This is a genomic window from Nitrosomonas nitrosa (assembly GCF_003051105.1).
Classification (GTDB): domain Bacteria; phylum Pseudomonadota; class Gammaproteobacteria; order Burkholderiales; family Nitrosomonadaceae; genus Nitrosomonas; species Nitrosomonas nitrosa.
Map to the genome: position 1 here is coordinate 140,712 of NZ_QAOO01000003.1, position 20,311 is coordinate 161,022.

The following is a 20,311-nucleotide window of genomic DNA, read 5'->3' on the forward strand; positions in this document are numbered from 1 at the left end:
GAGGAAATCATGATTCGTGTAATGATTGCCGATGATCATGCCATTGTTCGCCAGGGATTGAAACAGATTCTCAGTGAAACAAATGATATTGAAGTCGCGGGTGAAGCCGAAACCGGGTTCGAAGCCATCACGATTGCACGTCAGCAGGCTTTTGATATCATGCTGCTCGACATTTCGTTGCCGGACAGAAATGGCATCGAAGTACTCAAACAGATCAAAAAAGATCAACCCAACCTGACCGTTTTGATGCTCAGCATGCATAACGAGAGCGAATTCGCGATACGTGCGATCAAGGCAGGTGCCGCCGGTTATTTGAACAAGCAAAGCGCGCCCATGCAGCTTGTCACCGCCATTCGTCAAGTTGCAGCCGGAAATAAATACATTACACCAGCACTTGCCCAGGAGCTGGCCAATGCCATAACAGCCAATAGCGAGCGGCCATTGCATGCGAGTTTATCCGACCGGGAATATCAGACGCTCTGCTTGATCGCGGCCGGTAAATCCCTGTCGGAGATTTCAGCCATCATGTGTTTGAGCCCCAAAACAGTCAGTGTTTATCGTGCCCGCCTCATGGAAAAACTCAAACTGACGAATAATTCCGAGTTGGTCCGCTACGCGATCAAACACAAACTGGTCGATTAGCTACCGCTACACTTAGCTCGCCTGCTTGATGCATTTTCGGTAGCCGCTAAACGCTACTGACCACAGCGAACGCCAATTCTCGGTATCGTCGTCAAAGTCACATCATTCCCCCCATGGATTTTTCGATTTCAATTTCCTGTGCAATCGCTATAAATAACCACCTTTGATCCGTTTATTGCTGGCACCATCGCGAGACGTATACTTCGATAATCAGTTATATTATCTTGACCACAATGTGGATTTGGCAATGCAGCTACGGAAGCGCGAAAGCATCGAAAGGTACCCTGACCCACAGGGTAGGCGAACGAACAATTCGTTTCAACAAATGTTTTATTCGACGGGTTGAACCGGTCGAATCAAAAAGTGATAAGCGCGGGCTGTATCGTGTCTGGTTCGAATGATAGGTTGCAATCGTTAAATCGTTAGACTAGCAATCGGCTGGTTTGCAGTCTTACAGTCTCAAGGGCGCAGGATAGAGGATAAATGGATAATCATAAAACAGGGTGTTTTCAAGAACAGAACGCTGCACGCAGCGACGCATTACGGTATTACCGGATCTTGGATACGCCTGCAGAAGAAGCTTTCGACCGTGTGACGATATTGGCGGCACACACGCTCAATGTGCCCATTGCGGCCATCGGCTTCGTCGAAGCACACCGTGTCTGGTTCAAATCACGCCATGGGTTAGAAGTTAGTGAAGTCGAAAGCGTGCCTGGGTTATGCGCATCGGTCGTACTGGAGAACGAACCCTATATTGTAGAAGACGCAAAAACAGATCCGCGAACAGCACAGCACCCTATGGTCACCGGCTCGTTTGGCTTGCGTTTTTATGCCGCTGTTCCCCTGGCCGGCAGAAACGGACTAAGATTGGGCGCCCTTTGTGTATTTGATCGATCGCCCCGCCAGGTGAGCCAGGCGCAGATCGATGTGTTACAACATCTCGGTAAATTGGCCGAAGAACTACTTGAGCTGCGTCTTGCCCAAATCGCGGCAGAAGAGCGGCGAGAAAGTTTAGTCGAATTGGCGGAATCCTTGCCGCAAATCATCTGGACCGCGACGCCGGACGGTATTGTCGATTACCACAGCAATTATTTTTATCGTTATACCGGCCTTGGGAAGGTGGATTTGGCAACCAATGGCTGGCTCGAGGCGCTTCATCCAGACGACCGGGAGCGCTGCCTCCGAAGCTGGAACAAAGCCATTAGAATGGGTAAAGAGTACCGGATCGAGTTTCGAATCCTCAGTGCGGAAATGGAGGAATACCGCTGGCATCTGGTGACTGCCCAGCCGATTCGCGATGCATCGGGGTACATCAGAAAATGGTACGGCACGGCATTCGATATCCATGACCGGAAATTGGCCGAACAGTCATTGGCGCGACGGGAAGAACGACTGCGTGCGATTATCGAAAACGAACCCGAATGCGTCAAGATCGTTACGCCCGAAGGCATCCTCCTCGATATGAATCCTGCCGGCCTTAACATGATTGGCGCCGATGAACCCCAGCAGGTCGTTGGTAAAGCGGTGATTAACCTGATCCATCCTGACGACCGTGAAGCGTTTAACGCATTGCATCACCGGGTGCTGAGTGGCCAAAGCGGACGGCTGCATTTCAGGATTACCGGTTTGAAGGGAACCGAACGGTGGATGGAAACGCATTCTACCCCCCTGCGGGGCGCCAATGATGTCATCGAAGGGGTTTTGAGCGTTACGCGGGATATTACCGAGCGGCGACGGGCGGAGATGGCGCTATCGGAAATTCGTCAACGTAACCAACTGATCCTGTCGGCCATTGCCGAGGGTGTGCACGGACTGGATGCACGTGGCCATATCATTTTTGAGAATCCGGCTGCGCTCGCGATGCTCGGTTATCAAGAGCATGAAGTATTGGGGCAGCATTCGCACACGCTGATACATCATCACCATGCGGATGGCAGCGTGTATCCTGCTGGAACTTGCCCGATCTATCAAACTTTGCGCGATGGTGTGACGCGGCATGTCGATAACGAAGTATTTTTTCGTAAAAATGGCACCAGTTTCCCGGTGGAATATACCGTTGCGGCCATGAAAGATGAATTGACTGGCGTAATTAGCGGCGCAGTCGTCAATTTCCGTGATATTACCGAGGAGAAGCGCGACGCGGCGTTGCGTTCTCTCGAAATAAGGGTGCTCGACATGGTCAGCGCTGGCATGACGTTGACGACCATCCTGGAAGAGGTGGCTAATACCGTCGATCGGTTATTGCCCAATGTGCTGACTTCCATTTTGTTCATCAATGAAGCCGGCCGTATCCATCATGGTGCAGCCCCTCGCCTGCCCGATGATTATAAGCGCGCCATCGAGAGCATGCCTATCAGAAACGATCATTCGAATGCTGATGGGGCCACTTATCAGCGAAAACAAGCCGTGATCGCCGATATTCAGCTCAATCTACTATGGCAGGATTATCGTGATCTCGCCCTGAAATATGGCTTGCGAGTGAGCTGGGCGTTACCTGTCATGAATACGAAGAGCGAGATATTGGCTATGTTTGTGCTGTATAGCGAAAAACAGCAAATGCCTAGCGAGCAAGACCAATTTCTGATTGCACGTGTTGCTCAGCTAGTTAATATTGCGATCGAACGTATCCGTCAGAATGAACAACTGCGAGCGAGCGAGGCACGCTACCGCTCGATCTATAACCTCGTTCCCGTATCGATCTGGGAGGAGGATTGGACGTCAGTCATTGCCATGGTGAACAAATTGCGCGAGCGTGGCGTCAACGATTTTAGAAGTTATTTTGACACACATCCAGCCTGGGTGAGGGAAGCGCTGCGTGCCGTCAAGATCGTGAATGTCAACGAGGAAAGTTTGACGCTGTTCGAAGCGAATGACAAGGAAGAATTGATCAATTCGCTGGAAACGGTGTTTTCGACACCGGACACCTTGCCTGGATTTATCGAGAAATTGGTAGCGTTGACAGAAGGGAAGCAGGTTGCAGAATTTGAAGCCTCGTTGCGTACCGTGAGGGGGAGACGCATACATGCGCTGATTAGAATGACTTTTCCGCCGACTGATAGCCCCTCGGGACAAGTTCTTGTCAGCAGGCTGGATATGACTGCATATCGAGAGGCGGAAGAGCGTTTTAGGATCATCGCGCAAGCAACGAGCGATGTGGTGTGGGACTGGAATTTGCTCACCAATTCGGTTTGGTGGAATGACGGGATGTACCGGCTGTTCGGTTACGAAGCAGATACACTGCCTACAGATTCTACTTCCTGGACGATGCATATTCATTCTCAGCACCGTGAGCGCGTTACCTCGAAAATCCAGGCGGTGATTGAAGGCAAAGAGGATAGTTGGCAGGATGAATATCTATTCGCACGCGCGGACGGAAGCTATGCACTCATTATGGATCGTGGTTTTGTTATTCGTGACAGTGATGGGCAACCACTGCGTATGGTGGGCAGCATGGTCGATATCACTCTGCAAAGGCGACTCGAAGAACAGTTGAATCAAGCTCAGCGGTTGGATGCGATCGGTCAACTGACAGGGGGCGTGGCGCACGATTTTAACAATTTATTAACCGTGATCCTTGGCAATGCCGAAGTGCTTATGGAGAGTAAAGTCCTGGAGGGTAAGGACCAAAAGCTTGCACAGATGATTCTGACCGCTGCCGAACGTGGTGCGGAACTCACGAGCCGCTTGCTCGCGTTTGCGCGTAAACAGCCGCTTGATCCCAAAGTTATCGATGTCAATAAATTGGTGAGCGGAATGGATGGGTTATTGCGCCGGTTGCTGGGTGAGCAGATTGAGATCGAAGTGGTGCAACGAGGCGGGCTATGGCCAGCACTGGTCGATGCTTCGCAACTCGAGAACGCGATCATGAATTTGTGCATCAATGCACGCGATGCAATGCCTGCTGGGGGACGTTTGACTATCGAGACGGCCAATGCCTATCTCGACGATGCCTATACGGCCCAAGTTGCCGAAGTGCGGCCGGGTCAATACGTGATGGTGGCCGTGTCCGATAGCGGTATGGGGATGGACGAAGATACTTTGGCCCATGCGTTCGAGCCATTTTTCACCACCAAGGAGGTCGGAAAGGGCAGTGGTCTTGGGCTCAGTATGGTGTATGGCTTCATCAAGCAATCGCGTGGCCACGTCAAGATTTACACCGAATTGGGTCAGGGTACGACCGTCAAGCTTTATTTACCGCGCGCGGTCAGTGCATCGAAACGGACAGACAGGATCGAGGTCGTGGATATAAACGAATCCGATGACAGGAAAAAAATATTGCTGGTCGAGGATGACGAGCTCGTGCGCACTTATGTGGAAGAGCAACTCAAGCAATTGGGTTACGATGTCGTTAGTGTAGCTAATGGACCGGAAGCAATCGAAGTATTGAAGGGCATTGCTGATTTTGATTTACTGTTTACCGATATCGTCATGCCAGGTGGGATGAGCGGACGTCAGCTTGCCGATGAAGCGCAGCGAATGTATCCGGATTTATCCGTTTTATTTACTTCGGGGTACACTGAAAATGCAATCGTTCATCATAATCGACTGGACCCGGGCGTTCATCTCATTCAAAAACCCTATAGCAGGCAGAGTTTGGCAGCAAAAATTCGTTTGGTGTTAAATAAGGATAGCCATTAATGGATCAGCTTGTACAAGAAAATCGTTTGTTGGTGCTGGATGACGATGCCAGTGTCGGTTTTACGATTTGCGCTATCGCCGAGCGGGTCGGTTTTGAGGTTCGTTCGACTGTCGGTGTGGATGAATTCTTCGCTTTGCTCGATACCTGGCAGCCGACCCATATCATCGTCGATCTGGTGATGCCGGACATCGATGGCGTCGATGCGCTGCGGCGGCTGGCGGAGCTAGATTGTCGTGCGACCATCATTGTTGCGAGCGGGGTCGGGGCGCGCGTGCTCGATGCAGCCAGCAGGGCCGCAGTCGAGCATGGTTTGACGGTTGCAGGGGTTCTCTCCAAACCGTTTACCCCGAGAGATTTGCGTGCACTCCTGATGGTGAAACCTCCGCCCAGCAGAGGATACGCCGAGGTGAAGACAACCCATGATCCAATCGATTTTATCGAAGTGACGGAGGAAATGATGCAAGCCGCACTCGAGGGTCAACAGTTCAACGTTCACTATCAGCCAAAAATCGATTGTGCCAGCGGTGCGTTGGCGGGTATGGAGGGATTGGTTCGTTGGGTCCATCCCGAGCATGGGTTGATCATGCCGAATCGTTTTATGGCACTGGCGGAGGAGTCCGGGTTGATTGGTCGCATGACCATACAGATTTTCGAACAGGCCTTTGCCTGGTTGGCAGCGCATTTTCAGAATGCCGATATCGCCTTGTCTCTCAATGTTTCTGCCAAATCACTGGACGATCCGAAAATGGCGAGTTGGATCGCCGGCTTGTGCGTGGATTATGGAATCGACCCGAGCCGTATCATACTGGAGATTACCGAAACCAGCACGATGGCCGATCCCGTTGCCATGCTCGATTTGCTCACACAATTCCGGCTGAAAGGATTTCACCTGTCCATCGATGATTTCGGAGTAGGGTACTCTTCCCTCATTCAGCTTGCGCGCTTGCCGTTTTCTGAGCTGAAGATCGATAAAATGTTCGTGATATCTGCTCCCGCTTCGGAAGAGTCACGGAAAATCACGATAGCGATCCTGGGGCTGGCGCATAATTTGGGCTTACGCGTCACTGCTGAAGGCGTTGAAGATGATTGGACGCTCGATTTTTTGCGTGAGATCGGTTGTGATTATGCCCAAGGGCATTACATCGCTCGGGCGATGAAGGGGCAAGATTTACTGGCATGGTTACACAACCGCTATCAATGATGATTAACTGGAACGCTGTAGAAAACCCAATGAACAAGGAAGTACCCAGCAGTAACGCAGAGAAGCAAGGAAAATGAGCATGGAGGTCGACTGGACTTTCCTGTTTGAGAACCACCCTGATCCCATGTGGGTTTATGATAAGGATACTGATCGTTTTCTCAACGTCAATCATGCCGCTATCACAAAATATGGCTACTCACGAGATGAGTTTTTGTCGCTGGGAATCGATGCCCTTCGTCCACCCGAGGATCTTGCCGCGCTAACGCAAACTATCGAGCAGGCCGGTACAGGCCTCGACGAGACCGATATAGGGCGGCACCAACTCAAAAGCGGGGAAGTGATCCACGTCGAGATTCGGTCGCATACCCTGGACTATTGCGGGCGCAAGGCTGAATGGGTGTCAGCGCGCGATGTATCACGCTTCGTTGTGCTGCAGCAGGAAAAAAATGCGCTACTCGTGCGTGAACGTGAATTACGTCAGCAAGCTGAAAAGACGGCTTATCATTTCAAAACTTTCTTTGAGACTGCGCCAGGTAAATTTCTCGTATTGCACCCCGACAATTACGAGATTGTCGCAGTGAGCGACGCGTATTTGAAAGCGACCTTTACGAACAGGGAAGAAATTACCGGTCGAAGCATATTCGAAGTCTTTCCTGATGATCTGGGCGACTTACCCTCAGACGGTGCCCGCAACCTGAAGGCTTCACTTGAACGCGTTAAAGCGAGTGGGACAGCCGATATCATGGCGGTGCAACGTTATCCTATTCCTCTGCCGGAGAAGCGTGGCGGCGGGTTCGAGGAGCGTTACTGGAGTCCGGTCAATTCACCCGTAAAAGACCCGGATGGCCGCATCGCATTCATTATTCACCGCGTCGAAGATGTGACCGAATTTGTTCAGTTTGCCGAAGCGCGCTTGAGTCATCCGGGCGTGACGCTTTCATTTAAAGACCAGTTAATGCGGCAGGAAGCAGATATTCTTGCGCAGTCGAAAGCGCTCAAAGAAATGAACGAGCGCCTCTTGCATCAACAGGTGTTATTACGCAACGCACAACGACTGATCGATATGGGGAGTTGGGAAATCAACCTGGATAGCGGTACGTTACGCTGGTCGGAAAATATCTATCCCATCTTCGGTGTTAGTGCTACTGACTTCGGGCATACGTTCGAAGCATTTTTCCGTCTCGTTCACCCTGATGACCGTGAGATGCTGTATCAGCAGTTATCGGAAGCGATGGATACCCATTCACACTATGATTTAACGCATCGCATCGTCCGGCCAGATGGTTCGATCCGCATCGTACGCGAGGCGGCAGAAGTGGCTGAAACATCGATGGGACGCGTGTTGGTCGGTGTCGTTCAGGATATTACCGAACAACACGCTGACAAGATCAGAATGCAAGAAACCATGAAACTACTGCGCTTAGCTGGGAAAACGGCGAAACTGGGTGGATGGCGTGTCAATATGGGTGACGATCACGTGATCTGGAGTGAACAGACTGCCGCCATTCATGAGATGCCTGCTTCCTATAGCCCGACGATCGCGCAGGCGATCGATTTCTACGCGCCTGAATGTCATGAGTGGATACGAACGGTATTTTCCGCATGTGTCGAGCACGGCAGGCCATTCGATGAGACGTTGCAGATCGTCACGGCAAAAGGCAGGCGGGTATGGGTGCGCGCCATCGGTGAAGCAGAAAGAAACGAGAAGGGTGAGATTTGTGCGGCCTACGGCGCCTTTCAGGATATCTCCGAGCTGGTTACCGCCCGCGAGCAATCGGAATCCATGGCCAGGCGCTTGCAAGAGACGCTAAATAGCATCAGCGACGCGTTCTTCCTGCTGGATAGAAATTGGCGTTTCTCATTTATCAACCAGGAATTTGAGCGCATCATCGGCAGAAATCGGGAGTCGTTGATCGGCAAGAATGTTTGGGAGAGCTTTCCCGAGGTAACAGGATACGCCTTCCAACGCGAATACGAGTATGCCCTCGAGACAGGCAAACCCGTGGCCTTTACCGAATATTATCCGCCGTTGCAAGTCTGGCTTAGTGTAAAAGCGTACCCGACAGCGGAAGGACTGGCAGTGTACTTTCAGGATATCACGCAAGAGCGGGTGCAACAGGAGCGATTGCGTCTACTCGAAACTGCCGTCTCGCGTCAGAACGATATCCTGTTGATCACGGAAGCGGAGCCCATCGATGCGCCAGCGGGTCCAAAGATCGTGTATGTCAATGAAGCGTTTGTACGGAGAACGGGTTACCAATTCGAGGAGGTGATCGGTAAAACGCCCCGCATATTACAGGGAGCGAAGACGCAACCTCTTGAGCTCGCGCGCATTCGCCGAGCGCTCGAAGCATGGCAGCCAGTGCGGGCTGAGTTGATTAACTATACCAAAGCGGGGGAAGAATTTTGGATAGAACTCGATATCGTTCCGATCGCCGATGATAAAGGGTGGTACACCCATTGGGTTTCGGTCGAGCGTGATATTACTGAACGGAAGCAAGCGGAAGAAGTTGCGCGCCTCAGCAATGAACGGTTCAAACTCATCGCCCGGGCAACCAACGATGTCATTTGGGATTGGAATTTAGTCACGAACAAAGTCTGGTGGAATGATAACTACCAGAATTTATTCGGCTATAGTCCGGGGCCAGCAGCGCCAGGTCCTGAATCCTGGACCGACGCTATCCACCCCGCGGATCGAGGGCGGGTGGTCAAGGGCATCCATGCAGTGATCGAGGGAATGGAAGTCAACTGGCACGATGAATATCGTTACCTATGCGCCAATGGGGAAGTGATTACGGTGATTGACCGAGGGTTTGTCATTCGTGACGAAACGGGTAAAGCGGTCCGGATGTTAGGCAGCATGGTCGACGTCACGGAACTCAGAGCGCTCGATGAGCGCCTGCGGCAAGCGCAGCGCCTGGAAGCGGTCGGTCAGCTGACCGGTGGAATTGCGCATGATTTCAACAATCTGTTAACGGTCATTCTCGGTAATGTCGAATTGTTGAAAGAAAGTCTGGCCGAGGATTCTTCGCTGCAGCCGTTGGTAGAGATCACCTCGACCGCAGCGGAACGAGGAGCCGCGTTGACCAACCGCTTGTTAGCGTTCGCGCGCCGCCAGGCACTCGATCCGAAGGTTGTGGACATCAATAAATTGGTGCGGGGAATGGACGGCTTGTTGCGGCGCGCATTGACCGAGAATATCGATATCGAGATCGTTCAAAGCAGCGGTCTGTGGCGCACTGAGGTCGATCCGGGGCAGCTCGAAACGGCCATCCTCAATTTGGCGATCAATGCGCGTGACGCGATGCCGCAAGGAGGCGAGCTTACTATCGAAACCGCTAACATTTTCCTGGATGAAAGGTACACTCATCGTTATGGCGATGTTACCCCAGGCGAATATGTCATGCTGACGATTTCCGATACGGGCACGGGCATGTCTCCAGAGGTGGCGGCCAGAGCTTTCGATCCTTTTTTTACCACCAAACCCGCAGGCAAGGGGAGCGGCCTCGGTCTCAGCATGGTTTTCGGGTTTATTAAACAATCGGGAGGGCATATCAGTATTTATACGGAAGAAGGCGAAGGCAGTACGTTCAAACTTTTTCTGCCACGCGCAGCGATGAACGAACCTGTCTTTGAGCATATTGGTAGGAAATTGGAGATGGTTGGTGGAACAGAGCATATTCTGGTTGTTGAGGATGATGAATTGGTGCGCGAGCATTTAATCGCACAGCTCAAGAGTTTGGGTTACCGTATCACGAGCGCGACCAATGGTCCGGAAGCGCTCGAAAAGCTCGAGCAGTTGTCCGATATCGATTTGCTCTTTACGGACATAGTGATGCCAGGCGGGATGAATGGCCGCGAACTGGCCGACGAAGCGCACAAGCTGCATCCGGCGCTTAAGGTATTGTTTACGTCGGGTTATACCGAAGATGCCATTATTCATCAAGGCCGATTGGATCGCGGTATCCATCTGTTGAGCAAGCCGTATCGCCGGCAGGATTTGGCGGCTAAGCTAAGAGTTGTGCTGCACAATGGGTAGAGCCGGTTAGAGAAAATGTAAAAAAACAACCGTAAATGATCAAGCCTGAGAAACAAAGCGCATTTGCCGGACCGATAGTTGCGTTGGGAGCGTCAGCCGGGGGGCTGGACGCACTGGATCGCTTTTTTGCTTCATTGGCTCCCATGGATAATACGGCTTTTGTCGTGATACAGCATCTCGCGCCTGAACATAAAACCATGATGGATACTTTGCTGGCGCGCCATACCCGAATGCGTGTCATGGTGGCAACAGATGAATTGCAACTCGAGGGAGGGCATGTCTATGTGATTCCTCCGGGGGCGACCATGACCATATCGGGCGGGTTTTTGAGACTTGTGCCAAGACCTGCGACGGGCATTACCCTGCCGATCAATGCTTTTTTCAATAGCCTTACTCTGGAGGCGCCAGAACGGGCGATCGGAATCATTCTTTCAGGCACCGGATCAGATGGCACGCAAGGTGCTTTGGCACTCGATGCAGCAGGCGCTTGGGTGCTTGCGCAAGATCCTGAAACGGCGCGCTTCGATGGCATGCCACGTAATGTCATCGCGACAGGCGTGGTTGACCATGTCCTGTCACCTGAGGGTTTAGCGGTAGAAGTCGCCTCGATTGTTACCAAAAGCGAGATTCGCCCTAGAAGTCTTGTCGGCAGTGAGCATTTACGCGAAGAAGTTTCGCTCAAATCTGTGCTGCAATTGTTTAGCGGCATCATGCAGATTGATTTTTCGCAATACAAACCGAATACCTTGTTGCGCCGGTTGGAGAGACGCATGAATGCAACCGGCATGGTTAATTTGCAAGGCTATGCCGATTTTCTTTCTGCTCACGCAGAAGAAATTGAAGCATTGCGCCATGAATTACTGATCCCGGTCACGCGTTTTTTTCGCGACCCGGAAGCATTTGAAGCTTTGAGCGCGCTCGCGCTGGAAAACTTGATTGCCGGACGTCAGCAGCAGTCTAACGAGCCTATTCGCGTGTGGGTGCCGGCATGCTCGACAGGGGAAGAAGCCTATTCGATTGCCATCATGCTGCTTGATCTGATGGCAGAATACCGCTGCGATATACCCATGAAGTTTTTTGCAACTGACGTTGAGCCTGCTTATCTCGAGCGAGCGGGCGCCGGGCGGTATGCCGAAGCGCAATTTGAGAATATGCCGGTCGAGATGCGTAATCGATGGTTTACCGCTGCGGGCGTTGGCTACTGGCAGGTACGCCCTGAACTCAGACAACGCATCGTATTTTCGCGGCACGACGTGCTGGCCGATGCGCCGTTTACCCAGCTTGACTTGATATCTTGTCGCAATATGCTGATTTATTTGCAGCCTTCCGCACAGGATCGTGTTATTCGTCGGCTGTCCTACGCACTTAAAGTGGGTGGTACGCTGTTTCTAGGTACCAGTGAAAATCCCTCTGCATCCGATAACGACTACCTGCCGCTTGATACACGTCAGAAAATTTATCGATTGCAGCATCGCGTCACTACATTGCCACCTGATGATTTGCTGATGGGCTTTAACTTTTCAGGTCGCACGCGCCATGCAAAAAACGTCTATCGTACTGATCAGACCGCGACCCGCTCGGTATTATTCCGATCTTTGGAATCACTCGTACGCCACTATGCTCCCCCCGCCATGCTGATCAATGCGGAGCGCGAGCTGATTCACCTTTTTGGCGATATACAGAAATTTCTACGCTTCCGGCCAGGGGATGCTTCACTCGATATCCTGCATCTATTACCACAAAATTTGGCGCCGGTGGTTGTGACGCTGCTGCATAGCGCAGTGCGCGAAAAACAGCCGCAAAAATCGCGCCCGGTTCAGATTCAGACCAATGATCATACCAACGGCATACAAGAATTGCATGTCACGATCTGGCCATTGGATACCGATGCAGTCCGTATCGAATACCTTCTGGTCTGTTTCGAAACGCCCGCCGTTGTGCCAGCGGAGAAGTTACGCGTGCTGGAGGATATCGACTTATCTTCCATCAGCAGCCGGCAGGTAGAAGATCTCGAACGTGAATTGGTGCTAACGCGTACCAATCTGCAAGATACTATCCAGGAACTAGGGACGACCAACGAAGAACTGCAAGCGGCTAACGAAGAGCTCATGGCCGCCAATGAGGAATTACAGAGCACCAATGAAGAGTTGCAATCGGTCAATGAGGAGTTGCACACCATCAATGCCGAATATCAATTGAAGATCAGTGAGTTGAATGAAGCCAATGCCGATCTGGAAAGCTTGACCCGTGCTGCGCAGATTCCGCTGATTTTCCTCGATGCTGAATTACGGTTGACACGCTACACGCCACAAGCGACCCAGTTGTTTCGTTTTCGTGAAAGCGATATCGGCAGACCGATTACCGATTTCAATCATGGACTCGTTTATCCGGAGTTGTTTTCGGAAATCTCGGCAGCCTTGGAGGACCCTTCTCCTCGGCAAAGAGAAGTTCGAGATGAGTCCGGTGGAAATTGGTTGGTGACGATTTTATCGTTTGCCAATCACCGGCGGGAGCTGACGCGGTTGGTGATTTCTTGTGTCGATGTGTCGAGTCTGCGCGATATCAAACGTTTGCAGTCCGTACTCGATGCCTTGCCCGCGCATATTGCCGTGCTCGATCAGAACGGGACTATCCAAATCATTAATCAATCTTGGCGGGTATTCGCAGAATCCAACGATGATCATGTTTTGATACAGAGCGGCGTTGGCATCAACTATCTCGATATTTGCCGAACATGCGATATGGGAGATGAGTATAAGCATGCGTTACTGAATGGACTCTCTGCCGTTCTCGAACGCCAACAACCCCATTTTATGATACTTTATCCTTGTCATACGCCTGAACAGCAGCGGTGGTTCCTGATGCATGCCGTTGCGCTCAGCGAGGGTGGGTGTGTGGTAGCCTATTTCAATTTAACAGGTTGGATCGATCCGGCGTGCGTGCTATCCTTCCGTTGAGAGCAAGCAGAAAGAGAAATCAGTAGTAAATATGGCGAAGACAGAATGACAAAGGCTAGCGATCAGATCAAGGCGGATGCGATCGAAGCTTTGAGGAAGGGCCGTATCGACACGGCTCAGGACATTTTGTCACGGGAAGGTATTACCTTGGCCGAGCTCACTCACGAACTGCTGGTCTATCAAGCTGAACTGGAAATCCAAACGCAGGAATTACGCGACGTAAATGTGCGATTTGAATCATCCTCGCGCCGCTTTCAGCAATTATTCAAAGCATTGCCTCAACCGGCCATGATCGTAGAGGCCAAAACTGGTCACATCATCGATTTCAATAGGCAAGCAGAGCGCAGCCTATTACCGGCGAAGCGTGCGATGACCGTTCCTCCCATTTTTCGGCGTATCGGCCATGGTAGTGAGGCACGCGATGCCTTGCAGATTGCCTTGTCGATTGCCAATCAACAAGGCTACACCCGCTTGAATGATTGTCAGCTTGAAACTAATAGAGGCGCGATCATGCAAGCCGATTTGTTCCTTGAATACCTGGAAGATGACGATTATCACAATCCACGCATCTTGGTATTGATAGTCGATCAGACTGAACGTATCGCCGATGCAAAAAAACTTGCTGAGAGCGAGCGGCGTTTCCGGCAGATCGCCGATACGATTAATGAAGTCTTCTGGATACTCGACCTTTCGGATGGCAGCATAGAATATGTCAGTTCTGCTTACGAGCGTATTTGGGGCCGTTCCTGTGCTGCGCTTCTGCAACACCCGCAACAATGGTATGAAGCGATCGTTGATGCTGATAAACCGGCTGTCAACCTGACAATGGCCGAATTCCAGGATGAAGGCTGTCAATTTGAGTACCGGATCACCCGGCCGGATGGCGCCATCCGCTGGATCAGCGATACCCGTTACCCGCTCAAGGACGAAAATGACTCTATCCAGCGTTTGATCGGTGTGGCAAAAGATATAACAGAGCAGAAGGCGGCGGAACATGCGATTCTGGAAAGTAATGAACGCTTCCAGATCGTGGCGCAAGCGACGAGTGATGTCGTGTGGGATTGGAATTTGGTCACAGATACCATTTGGTGGAACGACGGCATGGGTAAGCAATTTGGTTATGCTCCGGAATCGTTGCCTTCCGATTCGTCTTCCTGGACAGCGCATATTCATCCGCAGCATCGGGATCGTGTACTGACAAAAGTACAGGCGGCCATCCATGGCAATGCGCAAAATTGGCAGGATGAATATCTATTCGCACGCGCAGATGGGAGCTATGCACTGGTGATCGATCGCGGTTTTGTCATCCGCGATAAGGATGGCAAGCCTATCCGTATGGTGGGAAATATCATCGATATCACGCAGCAGAGAGAACTCGAGGAGCAGTTACGACAGTCACAGCGATTGGAAGCACTTGGCCAGCTTACAGGTGGAATAGCGCACGATTTCAATAATTTATTAACGATTATCCTTGGCAATGCTGAAATATTGACGGAGGATTTGGCAAAGGGTGATCAACACCGGCAACTTGCACAGATGATACTCGCGGCAGCCGAACGTGGCGCAGAGTTGACGCATCGGTTGCTCGCATTTGCGCGAAAGCAAACGCTTGCCCCAAAAGCGGTGGATGTCAATAAATTGATGGGGGGAATGGAGGGCTTACTGCGGCGGGCATTGGGGGAGCAAGTTGAAATTGAGATGGTTCAGCATGGAGGGTTGTGGCATGCAATGGTGGATGCACCCCAACTGGAGAATGCTCTATTGAATCTGTGCATCAATGCACGTGATGCGATGCCTGATGGTGGCCGCTTGACTCTTGAGACCGCTAATGTCGAGCTTGATGATGTTTATGCCAGCCAGCATGTGGAGGTGCAGCCTGGCCAATACGTTATGGTGGCCGTATCGGATACAGGTGTGGGGATGGATGCTAAATCGTTAGCGCGTGCGTTCGAGCCGTTTTATACCACTAAAGATGGCGGCAAGGGGAGCGGCCTAGGACTCAGCATGGTGTATGGGTTTATCAAGCAATCGCGTGGACATGTCAAGATTTACAGCGAGTTAGGCCAGGGTACGGCGGTGAAACTTTATCTGCCAAGTGTGGCCAATGTGCCGAATAATCAGGGAATAACAGAAAGCGTGGCCGCTTGTCATACTGGAACGGAAAAAATTCTGCTGGTCGAAAACGATGAGCTTGTTCGTGCCCATGTGGAAGGATTGTTGAAGCAATTAGGTTATGAAATTGTCAGCGCCGCCAACGGACTTGAAGCTATCGAAGTACTGAAACAGAGGGATGATTTTGATTTGTTGTTTACCGATGTTGTCATGCCTGGTGGTATGAATGGCCCTCAATTGGCTGATGAGGTGCATCGGCTCTATCCCAATTTGGCTGTGTTGTTCACTTCCGGGTATGCTGAGAATGCGGTCGTCCACCATAACCGGCTCGATCCGAGTGTACATCTTCTCCAGAAACCCTATAGCAAGCAACGTCTTGCTACCAAAATACGGACTATCCTCGATCTGCATCAGGATAAGCGGCAGCCATGACCGGTGCTTTCGTTGCGGTAAGTCAATTTGCGGTAATCAACGATAAAGTGGATGAGGTAAAAGAAGCTTTTCGTAATCGGCCTGGTTTGGTCGATCAAGCACCGGGTTTCCTGAGAATGGATGTGTTGAGCCCTGAGGATGCCCCGGAAGAGATTTGGCTGATCACGTATTGGATCGATCGTGCCAGCTTTCTTGCGTGGCATCATAGTGATTTGCATCGTGAATCACATCGATTTATGCCAAAGGGATTGAAGCTCGATCGGAAGCGTACTCGTCTTGTCTATTTAGAACACATCACCGAGTAATATGAATGAATTGGGCAGTGCTGATCGCTAAAAGAATTTTGGAGTGTAAACAAGCGATTACCGCAGAAGTGATTGCCACCGACTATTCCAGACGGCCTGAGTTGATGTTTCGTTATGGTGAACGGGGGCGTATGCTTTACAAGCGAGATAATGATTATCATCTTGATTTTCTTGCCGAAGCCATCGGACACGACGAACCCGCACTGTTTGTCGACTATATCGCATGGGTTAAGTCGATGCTGATTTCCCGCGGTGTACGGGTCGAAGATCTGGTTGAAAATTTATTACTGCTGAAGACGGTCATCATGCAGCAATTGATTGATGATGAAGCAACAACTGCGATCGTGCCGATAGAGGCGGCTTTGGCGCATCTTCCCCGATTGCCCGAGTCGCCGCCTGATTTTATTTCCGTTGAAACATCGCTAGGCAGGTTAACACAGGATTATCTCAATTACCTATTGCAGGGTAATCGACGTGAGGCTGTCCAGTTGATCGACCAAGCTTTGGCAGCAGGGGTGCCACTCAAGCAGATTTATCTGGATGTATTTCAGCGTTCACAACGCGAGATCGGCCGCCTTTGGCAAATGAACCGGATCACTGTTGCGCAAGAGCATTTTTGCACGGCCGCGACAATGACGATAATGAATCAGTTTTATCGCTCGATTCTTGAAGTGCCGAAAACAGGATTGCGGGCCGCTGCCCTTTGTGTGGCAGGTGATTTGCATGAGATCGGCGTGCGTATCGTTGCCGATTTTTTTGATCTGGCGGGTTGGGATTGCGATTATTACGGCGCTAATACGCCGAGCAAAGATTTGTTGGCAACATTGGAACAGCATCCACCCGATATCATCGCGCTATCCGCTACGATGACTTACCATGTCACTGCAGTTGGCGATTTGATCGAGAAACTCCGAAAGCAACCGTTGTTGAAGAAAATTCCTGTGATCGTCGGCGGGCGTCCTTTTCTGGTTGCAGATCGTTTATGGCGCAGCGTCGGTGCAGATGGTTGGGCAGCTGATGCTGAAAGTGCAGTCAGTAAAGCCATGGAGCTGGTGAAGCGAAACTGATTTATGTCTGACAGGAAAGGCTTGGCGGCGCTTTGCGATGAAACGGGCAAGATTATAGAAATCATCTGCAATGATCTGGCGATCCCGATTAATAGGCATGAAAATTTGATCAAGATGATCGATCATGCTGATCGGGTCAAATTTGAGCGATTCTTTGCAGCAACCCTATCACACGACGCTGCGTTCGACTGGGAGATCCATGTCCTAGTGAATGATCAGCCTCTTACCCTTCACTTCGGCGCAGCGCATGTCGATCAGCAGATCATAGTCATCGCCGCCGAGAGCCGCAAGTATCTCGTACGCCTGAGCGAACAAATCGCGAATGATACGGGTATTTCCTTGAGTCGTTTGCGGCAAGTATTGCAAGAAACGACACGGCAAATCAATGCTCGCACCGAGCAAGATAGGCATCTTTACGATGAGCTTTCCAGGCTGAACAATCAGCTGGCAACGACACAACGCATGTTGATCAAATCCAACGTGCAGCTTTCCCGAGTGAATCAGGAATTACGCGCTTTATATGATTCATTGCCAGTGGGTGTTTTTAGCCTGGATGAGCATGGCCAACTCGTTCAGGCAAATGCATTGTATTTTACTTTGGCTGGAGTGGATGCTTCGCAGCATTGGCTGGAGCGGGTAAATGTTGAAGATAAAGCTCGCCTCCAGGCTGCCTGGCGTCGTGCCATTACTGAAGCGTTACCTTTCGAAAATCAGTTTCAGCAAAACGAGCCAGGAAAATCACCGCGCTATTTGTCCATCAAAACACTCCCGCTGCAGAACGAGCGAGGGGAATTGAATGGATTTGTCGGAGTAATGGAAGATATCTCGGTACGTTTGCGTGCGGAAGAGCAAATGCGAGAAATAGAGCGACAAAATGCAGTGCGCAAACTAACGGGTGGCTTGGCGCATCATCTCAACAATATCATGTTAGTGATATTGGGTTCGGCCGAGCAGCTCCTCGATGAGCTTTCACCCACAGATACCGCTTATGAAAGTGCCAAAATGAATATGCGTGCAACCGAACGTGCTGCGAGTCTGGTTCGCCGACTGAAGATTTTCTCTGGAATAGCCATCATCGAGGCTAATGCAATCGGCGTCAATGAGACGCTCATATCGCTCAAAGAGCGTATCGATCAGGTGTTGCCAAAAACATGCAAACTCGTACTTGACTTGCAGGCAACCGGAGCGACCATCAAGGCGGATTCCTCGGTTTTTGAAGAATCCATCATCGAATTGATCATCAATGCGAATCAGGCAATGAATGGCCAGGGCGTTATATCGCTATGCGACTACATAGAGGCAGATGCGTGCCACGAAGACCGCCGGTGGGTGATCATTCAGATTGAGGATAGCGGTTGCGGTATGGATGAAATTACGTTGAAACGGGTAAGAGAGCCCTTCTTTTCGACGCGTGAAATTGGGCAGGGTATTGGTCTTGGCTTAAGTCTGGTGGATGGATTTGCCCGAGCCTCGGGAGGTATTCTGGAGATAGAAAGTGAATTAAACCGAGGAACGTGTGTGAAACTGAAATTGCCGCTTGCTGATTCGAGGGAAGGTGTCCCAGGTGAAATAATGACCTGATTTGGCAGTAACAGACTGAAAATTGAGGTTAGCTGCCAGTCATGCTGAGCAAAGCACGTGACCCTCCCATCTAGGTAAGCTTGCCCTCCTTAGCGCGGGCTAAACGGAGAACAGCATGAAATTTCTATGGTTAATCCCGTTTATCCGAGAAGGTTGGATTTGTTAACCTACCGCACAGGATAAATATTCCCAAACGGGGAATATATTTCCAGGTTCCAGGAAGTATGCCGCGTATCACTCAAGTGTTGTCTTCGAGTTTTTAATGATTGCTTGCCCGGTTAAATTGCAAGCTGATCAGAGTAGAAGGAGGAGAGGTTACAGGAGCGGCCTACTCACCTGGATCTGGCCAAGTTTCCCGTTGATAGTGAATAGAGTGGCTAACAGGAGATACGTGATCATGCAGACTTCGCGTCACAAGCGATTAAAATTGGTTAAATCATCCGAAACGACGAGTGAGGACAGCTCGGTCAGTACGAAAAAACATCAATCGCAACTTACCCTTGATGAATATTATGAACACGCTGAGCAATATGCGCAGCAGATACGCAAAACCCACGACGTCAGTGAGATCATCGGTATACTGAATACTGTGTTGTCTGAAACGCAGGACTTGCGTCATAACAGTGAGTTATCCAGTGCGCAGGAACAAATTCGTTATGCCGAACAAAAAATCGAATCGTTACGGCATGAGCTCGAGCTCATTCGGGAATTGGTACATAACGATCAGATGACGGGGCTACTCAATCGACGCGGATTGGAGGAATTATATGCGCGCGAGGCGGCGCGTGCTGATCGGAATCAAAGTCCTTTATGCGCGATATTGATCGATCTGGATGATTTCGAAGAAATCAATGAAGTTTATGGTTATCCGTTTGGTGACAAGGTATTGATCCACTTCTCCAAGCTGATGAAACGGACCCTGCGCCCCAGCGATGTCATCGCCCGCTTCAGTGGCAAAGCTTTCATCATTTTACTGCCCGATACCGGCATAGCAGAGGCAGTGTGCGTATTGCAACGATTGCAGCATACCTTGGTAAACAGACCGATTCTAAGTGCGCGTCACCAGCCGATACCCGTTACGTTTAGTAGCGGTGTGACGCTACGTCAACCCCACGAGCACTTACAGGTGGTGATCAAGCGTGCAGAGGAAGCGTTGGTACGCGCTAAAAGCAGTGGGAAATCTCAAATAGAAATTTACTCTTGATGCTCAGTTAAACCTAGATCCTCAGTTGATTGCTAATTCTGGCGCTAACATTATGAATATTCTAGCTTTGCAACAATTTTCGCCTTCACCTTTCGGGTTGTCAACGCTACGATGCAGACTGCGCGATTTTAT

Annotated in this window: 10 protein-coding genes; all 10 read left to right on the forward strand. The window is 50.7% G+C overall.

Going from position 1 to position 20,311, the window contains the following annotated elements:
- Nucleotides 1-9 precede the first annotated feature (9 nt).
- The 10 genes from C8R30_RS02430 (at nt 10) to C8R30_RS02475 (ending at nt 20,179) form a co-directional block, all read left to right on the forward strand.
- A complete protein-coding gene (locus C8R30_RS02430; protein ID WP_090667074.1) occupies nt 10-642 on the forward strand; it encodes a response regulator in 633 nt (210 codons plus the stop codon).
- A gap of 483 nt (nt 643-1,125) precedes the next feature.
- Nucleotides 1,126-5,280, forward strand: a complete 4,155-nt coding sequence (locus C8R30_RS02435; protein WP_107789461.1) for a PAS domain S-box protein — start codon at nt 1,126-1,128, stop codon at nt 5,278-5,280.
- Nucleotides 5,280-6,482, forward strand: coding sequence for an EAL domain-containing response regulator (locus C8R30_RS02440; RefSeq protein ID WP_090667071.1), 1,203 nt, complete (start codon nt 5,280-5,282; stop codon nt 6,480-6,482). The genes C8R30_RS02435 and C8R30_RS02440 overlap by 1 nt, the downstream gene beginning before the upstream one ends.
- A gap of 73 nt (nt 6,483-6,555) precedes the next feature.
- Nucleotides 6,556-10,521 (forward strand): PAS domain S-box protein, encoded by a 3,966-nt coding sequence (locus C8R30_RS02445; protein WP_107789462.1) that lies wholly within the window; start codon nt 6,556-6,558, stop codon nt 10,519-10,521.
- Between the two features lie 35 nt (nt 10,522-10,556).
- Entirely contained in the window at nt 10,557-13,478 is a 2,922-nt protein-coding gene (locus tag C8R30_RS02450) for a chemotaxis protein CheB (protein ID WP_090667067.1), read from the forward strand.
- A gap of 45 nt (nt 13,479-13,523) precedes the next feature.
- On the forward strand, nt 13,524-16,022 hold the full coding sequence (locus C8R30_RS02455; protein WP_090667065.1) for a hybrid sensor histidine kinase/response regulator: 2,499 nt from the start codon (nt 13,524-13,526) through the stop codon (nt 16,020-16,022).
- Complete coding sequence (locus tag C8R30_RS02460) at nt 16,019-16,327, forward strand: antibiotic biosynthesis monooxygenase family protein (protein ID WP_090667063.1); 309 nt, start codon at nt 16,019-16,021, stop codon at nt 16,325-16,327. Before C8R30_RS02455 ends, C8R30_RS02460 begins: the two co-directional genes overlap by 4 nt.
- A gap of 5 nt (nt 16,328-16,332) precedes the next feature.
- A complete protein-coding gene (locus C8R30_RS02465) occupies nt 16,333-17,394 on the forward strand; it encodes a cobalamin B12-binding domain-containing protein (protein ID WP_090667062.1) in 1,062 nt (353 codons plus the stop codon).
- A 3-nt stretch (nt 17,395-17,397) separates the two neighbouring features.
- Nucleotides 17,398-18,975, forward strand: coding sequence for a two-component system sensor histidine kinase NtrB (locus tag C8R30_RS02470; RefSeq protein WP_090667060.1), 1,578 nt, complete (start codon nt 17,398-17,400; stop codon nt 18,973-18,975).
- A 397-nt stretch (nt 18,976-19,372) separates the two neighbouring features.
- Nucleotides 19,373-20,179, forward strand: a complete 807-nt coding sequence (locus tag C8R30_RS02475) for a GGDEF domain-containing protein (protein ID WP_090667058.1) — start codon at nt 19,373-19,375, stop codon at nt 20,177-20,179.
- Nucleotides 20,180-20,311: the final 132 nt, after the last annotated feature.

Excerpts from the sequence above, each read along its gene's own strand:
- C8R30_RS02455 (WP_090667065.1), top strand. The coding sequence starts at position 13,524 with ATGACAAAGGCTAGCGATCAGATCAAGGCGGATGCGATCGAAGCTTTG.
- C8R30_RS02460 (WP_090667063.1), top strand. The coding sequence starts at position 16,019 with ATGACCGGTGCTTTCGTTGCGGTAAGTCAATTTGCGGTAATCAACGAT.
- C8R30_RS02440 (WP_090667071.1), top strand. The coding sequence starts at position 5,280 with ATGGATCAGCTTGTACAAGAAAATCGTTTGTTGGTGCTGGATGACGAT.
- C8R30_RS02470 (WP_090667060.1), top strand. The coding sequence starts at position 17,398 with ATGTCTGACAGGAAAGGCTTGGCGGCGCTTTGCGATGAAACGGGCAAG.
- C8R30_RS02465 (WP_090667062.1), top strand. The coding sequence starts at position 16,333 with ATGAATTGGGCAGTGCTGATCGCTAAAAGAATTTTGGAGTGTAAACAA.
- C8R30_RS02430 (WP_090667074.1), top strand. The coding sequence starts at position 10 with ATGATTCGTGTAATGATTGCCGATGATCATGCCATTGTTCGCCAGGGA.
- C8R30_RS02445 (WP_107789462.1), top strand. The coding sequence starts at position 6,556 with ATGAGCATGGAGGTCGACTGGACTTTCCTGTTTGAGAACCACCCTGAT.
- C8R30_RS02435 (WP_107789461.1), top strand. The coding sequence starts at position 1,126 with ATGGATAATCATAAAACAGGGTGTTTTCAAGAACAGAACGCTGCACGC.
- C8R30_RS02475 (WP_090667058.1), top strand. The coding sequence starts at position 19,373 with ATGCAGACTTCGCGTCACAAGCGATTAAAATTGGTTAAATCATCCGAA.
- C8R30_RS02450 (WP_090667067.1), top strand. The coding sequence starts at position 10,557 with ATGATCAAGCCTGAGAAACAAAGCGCATTTGCCGGACCGATAGTTGCG.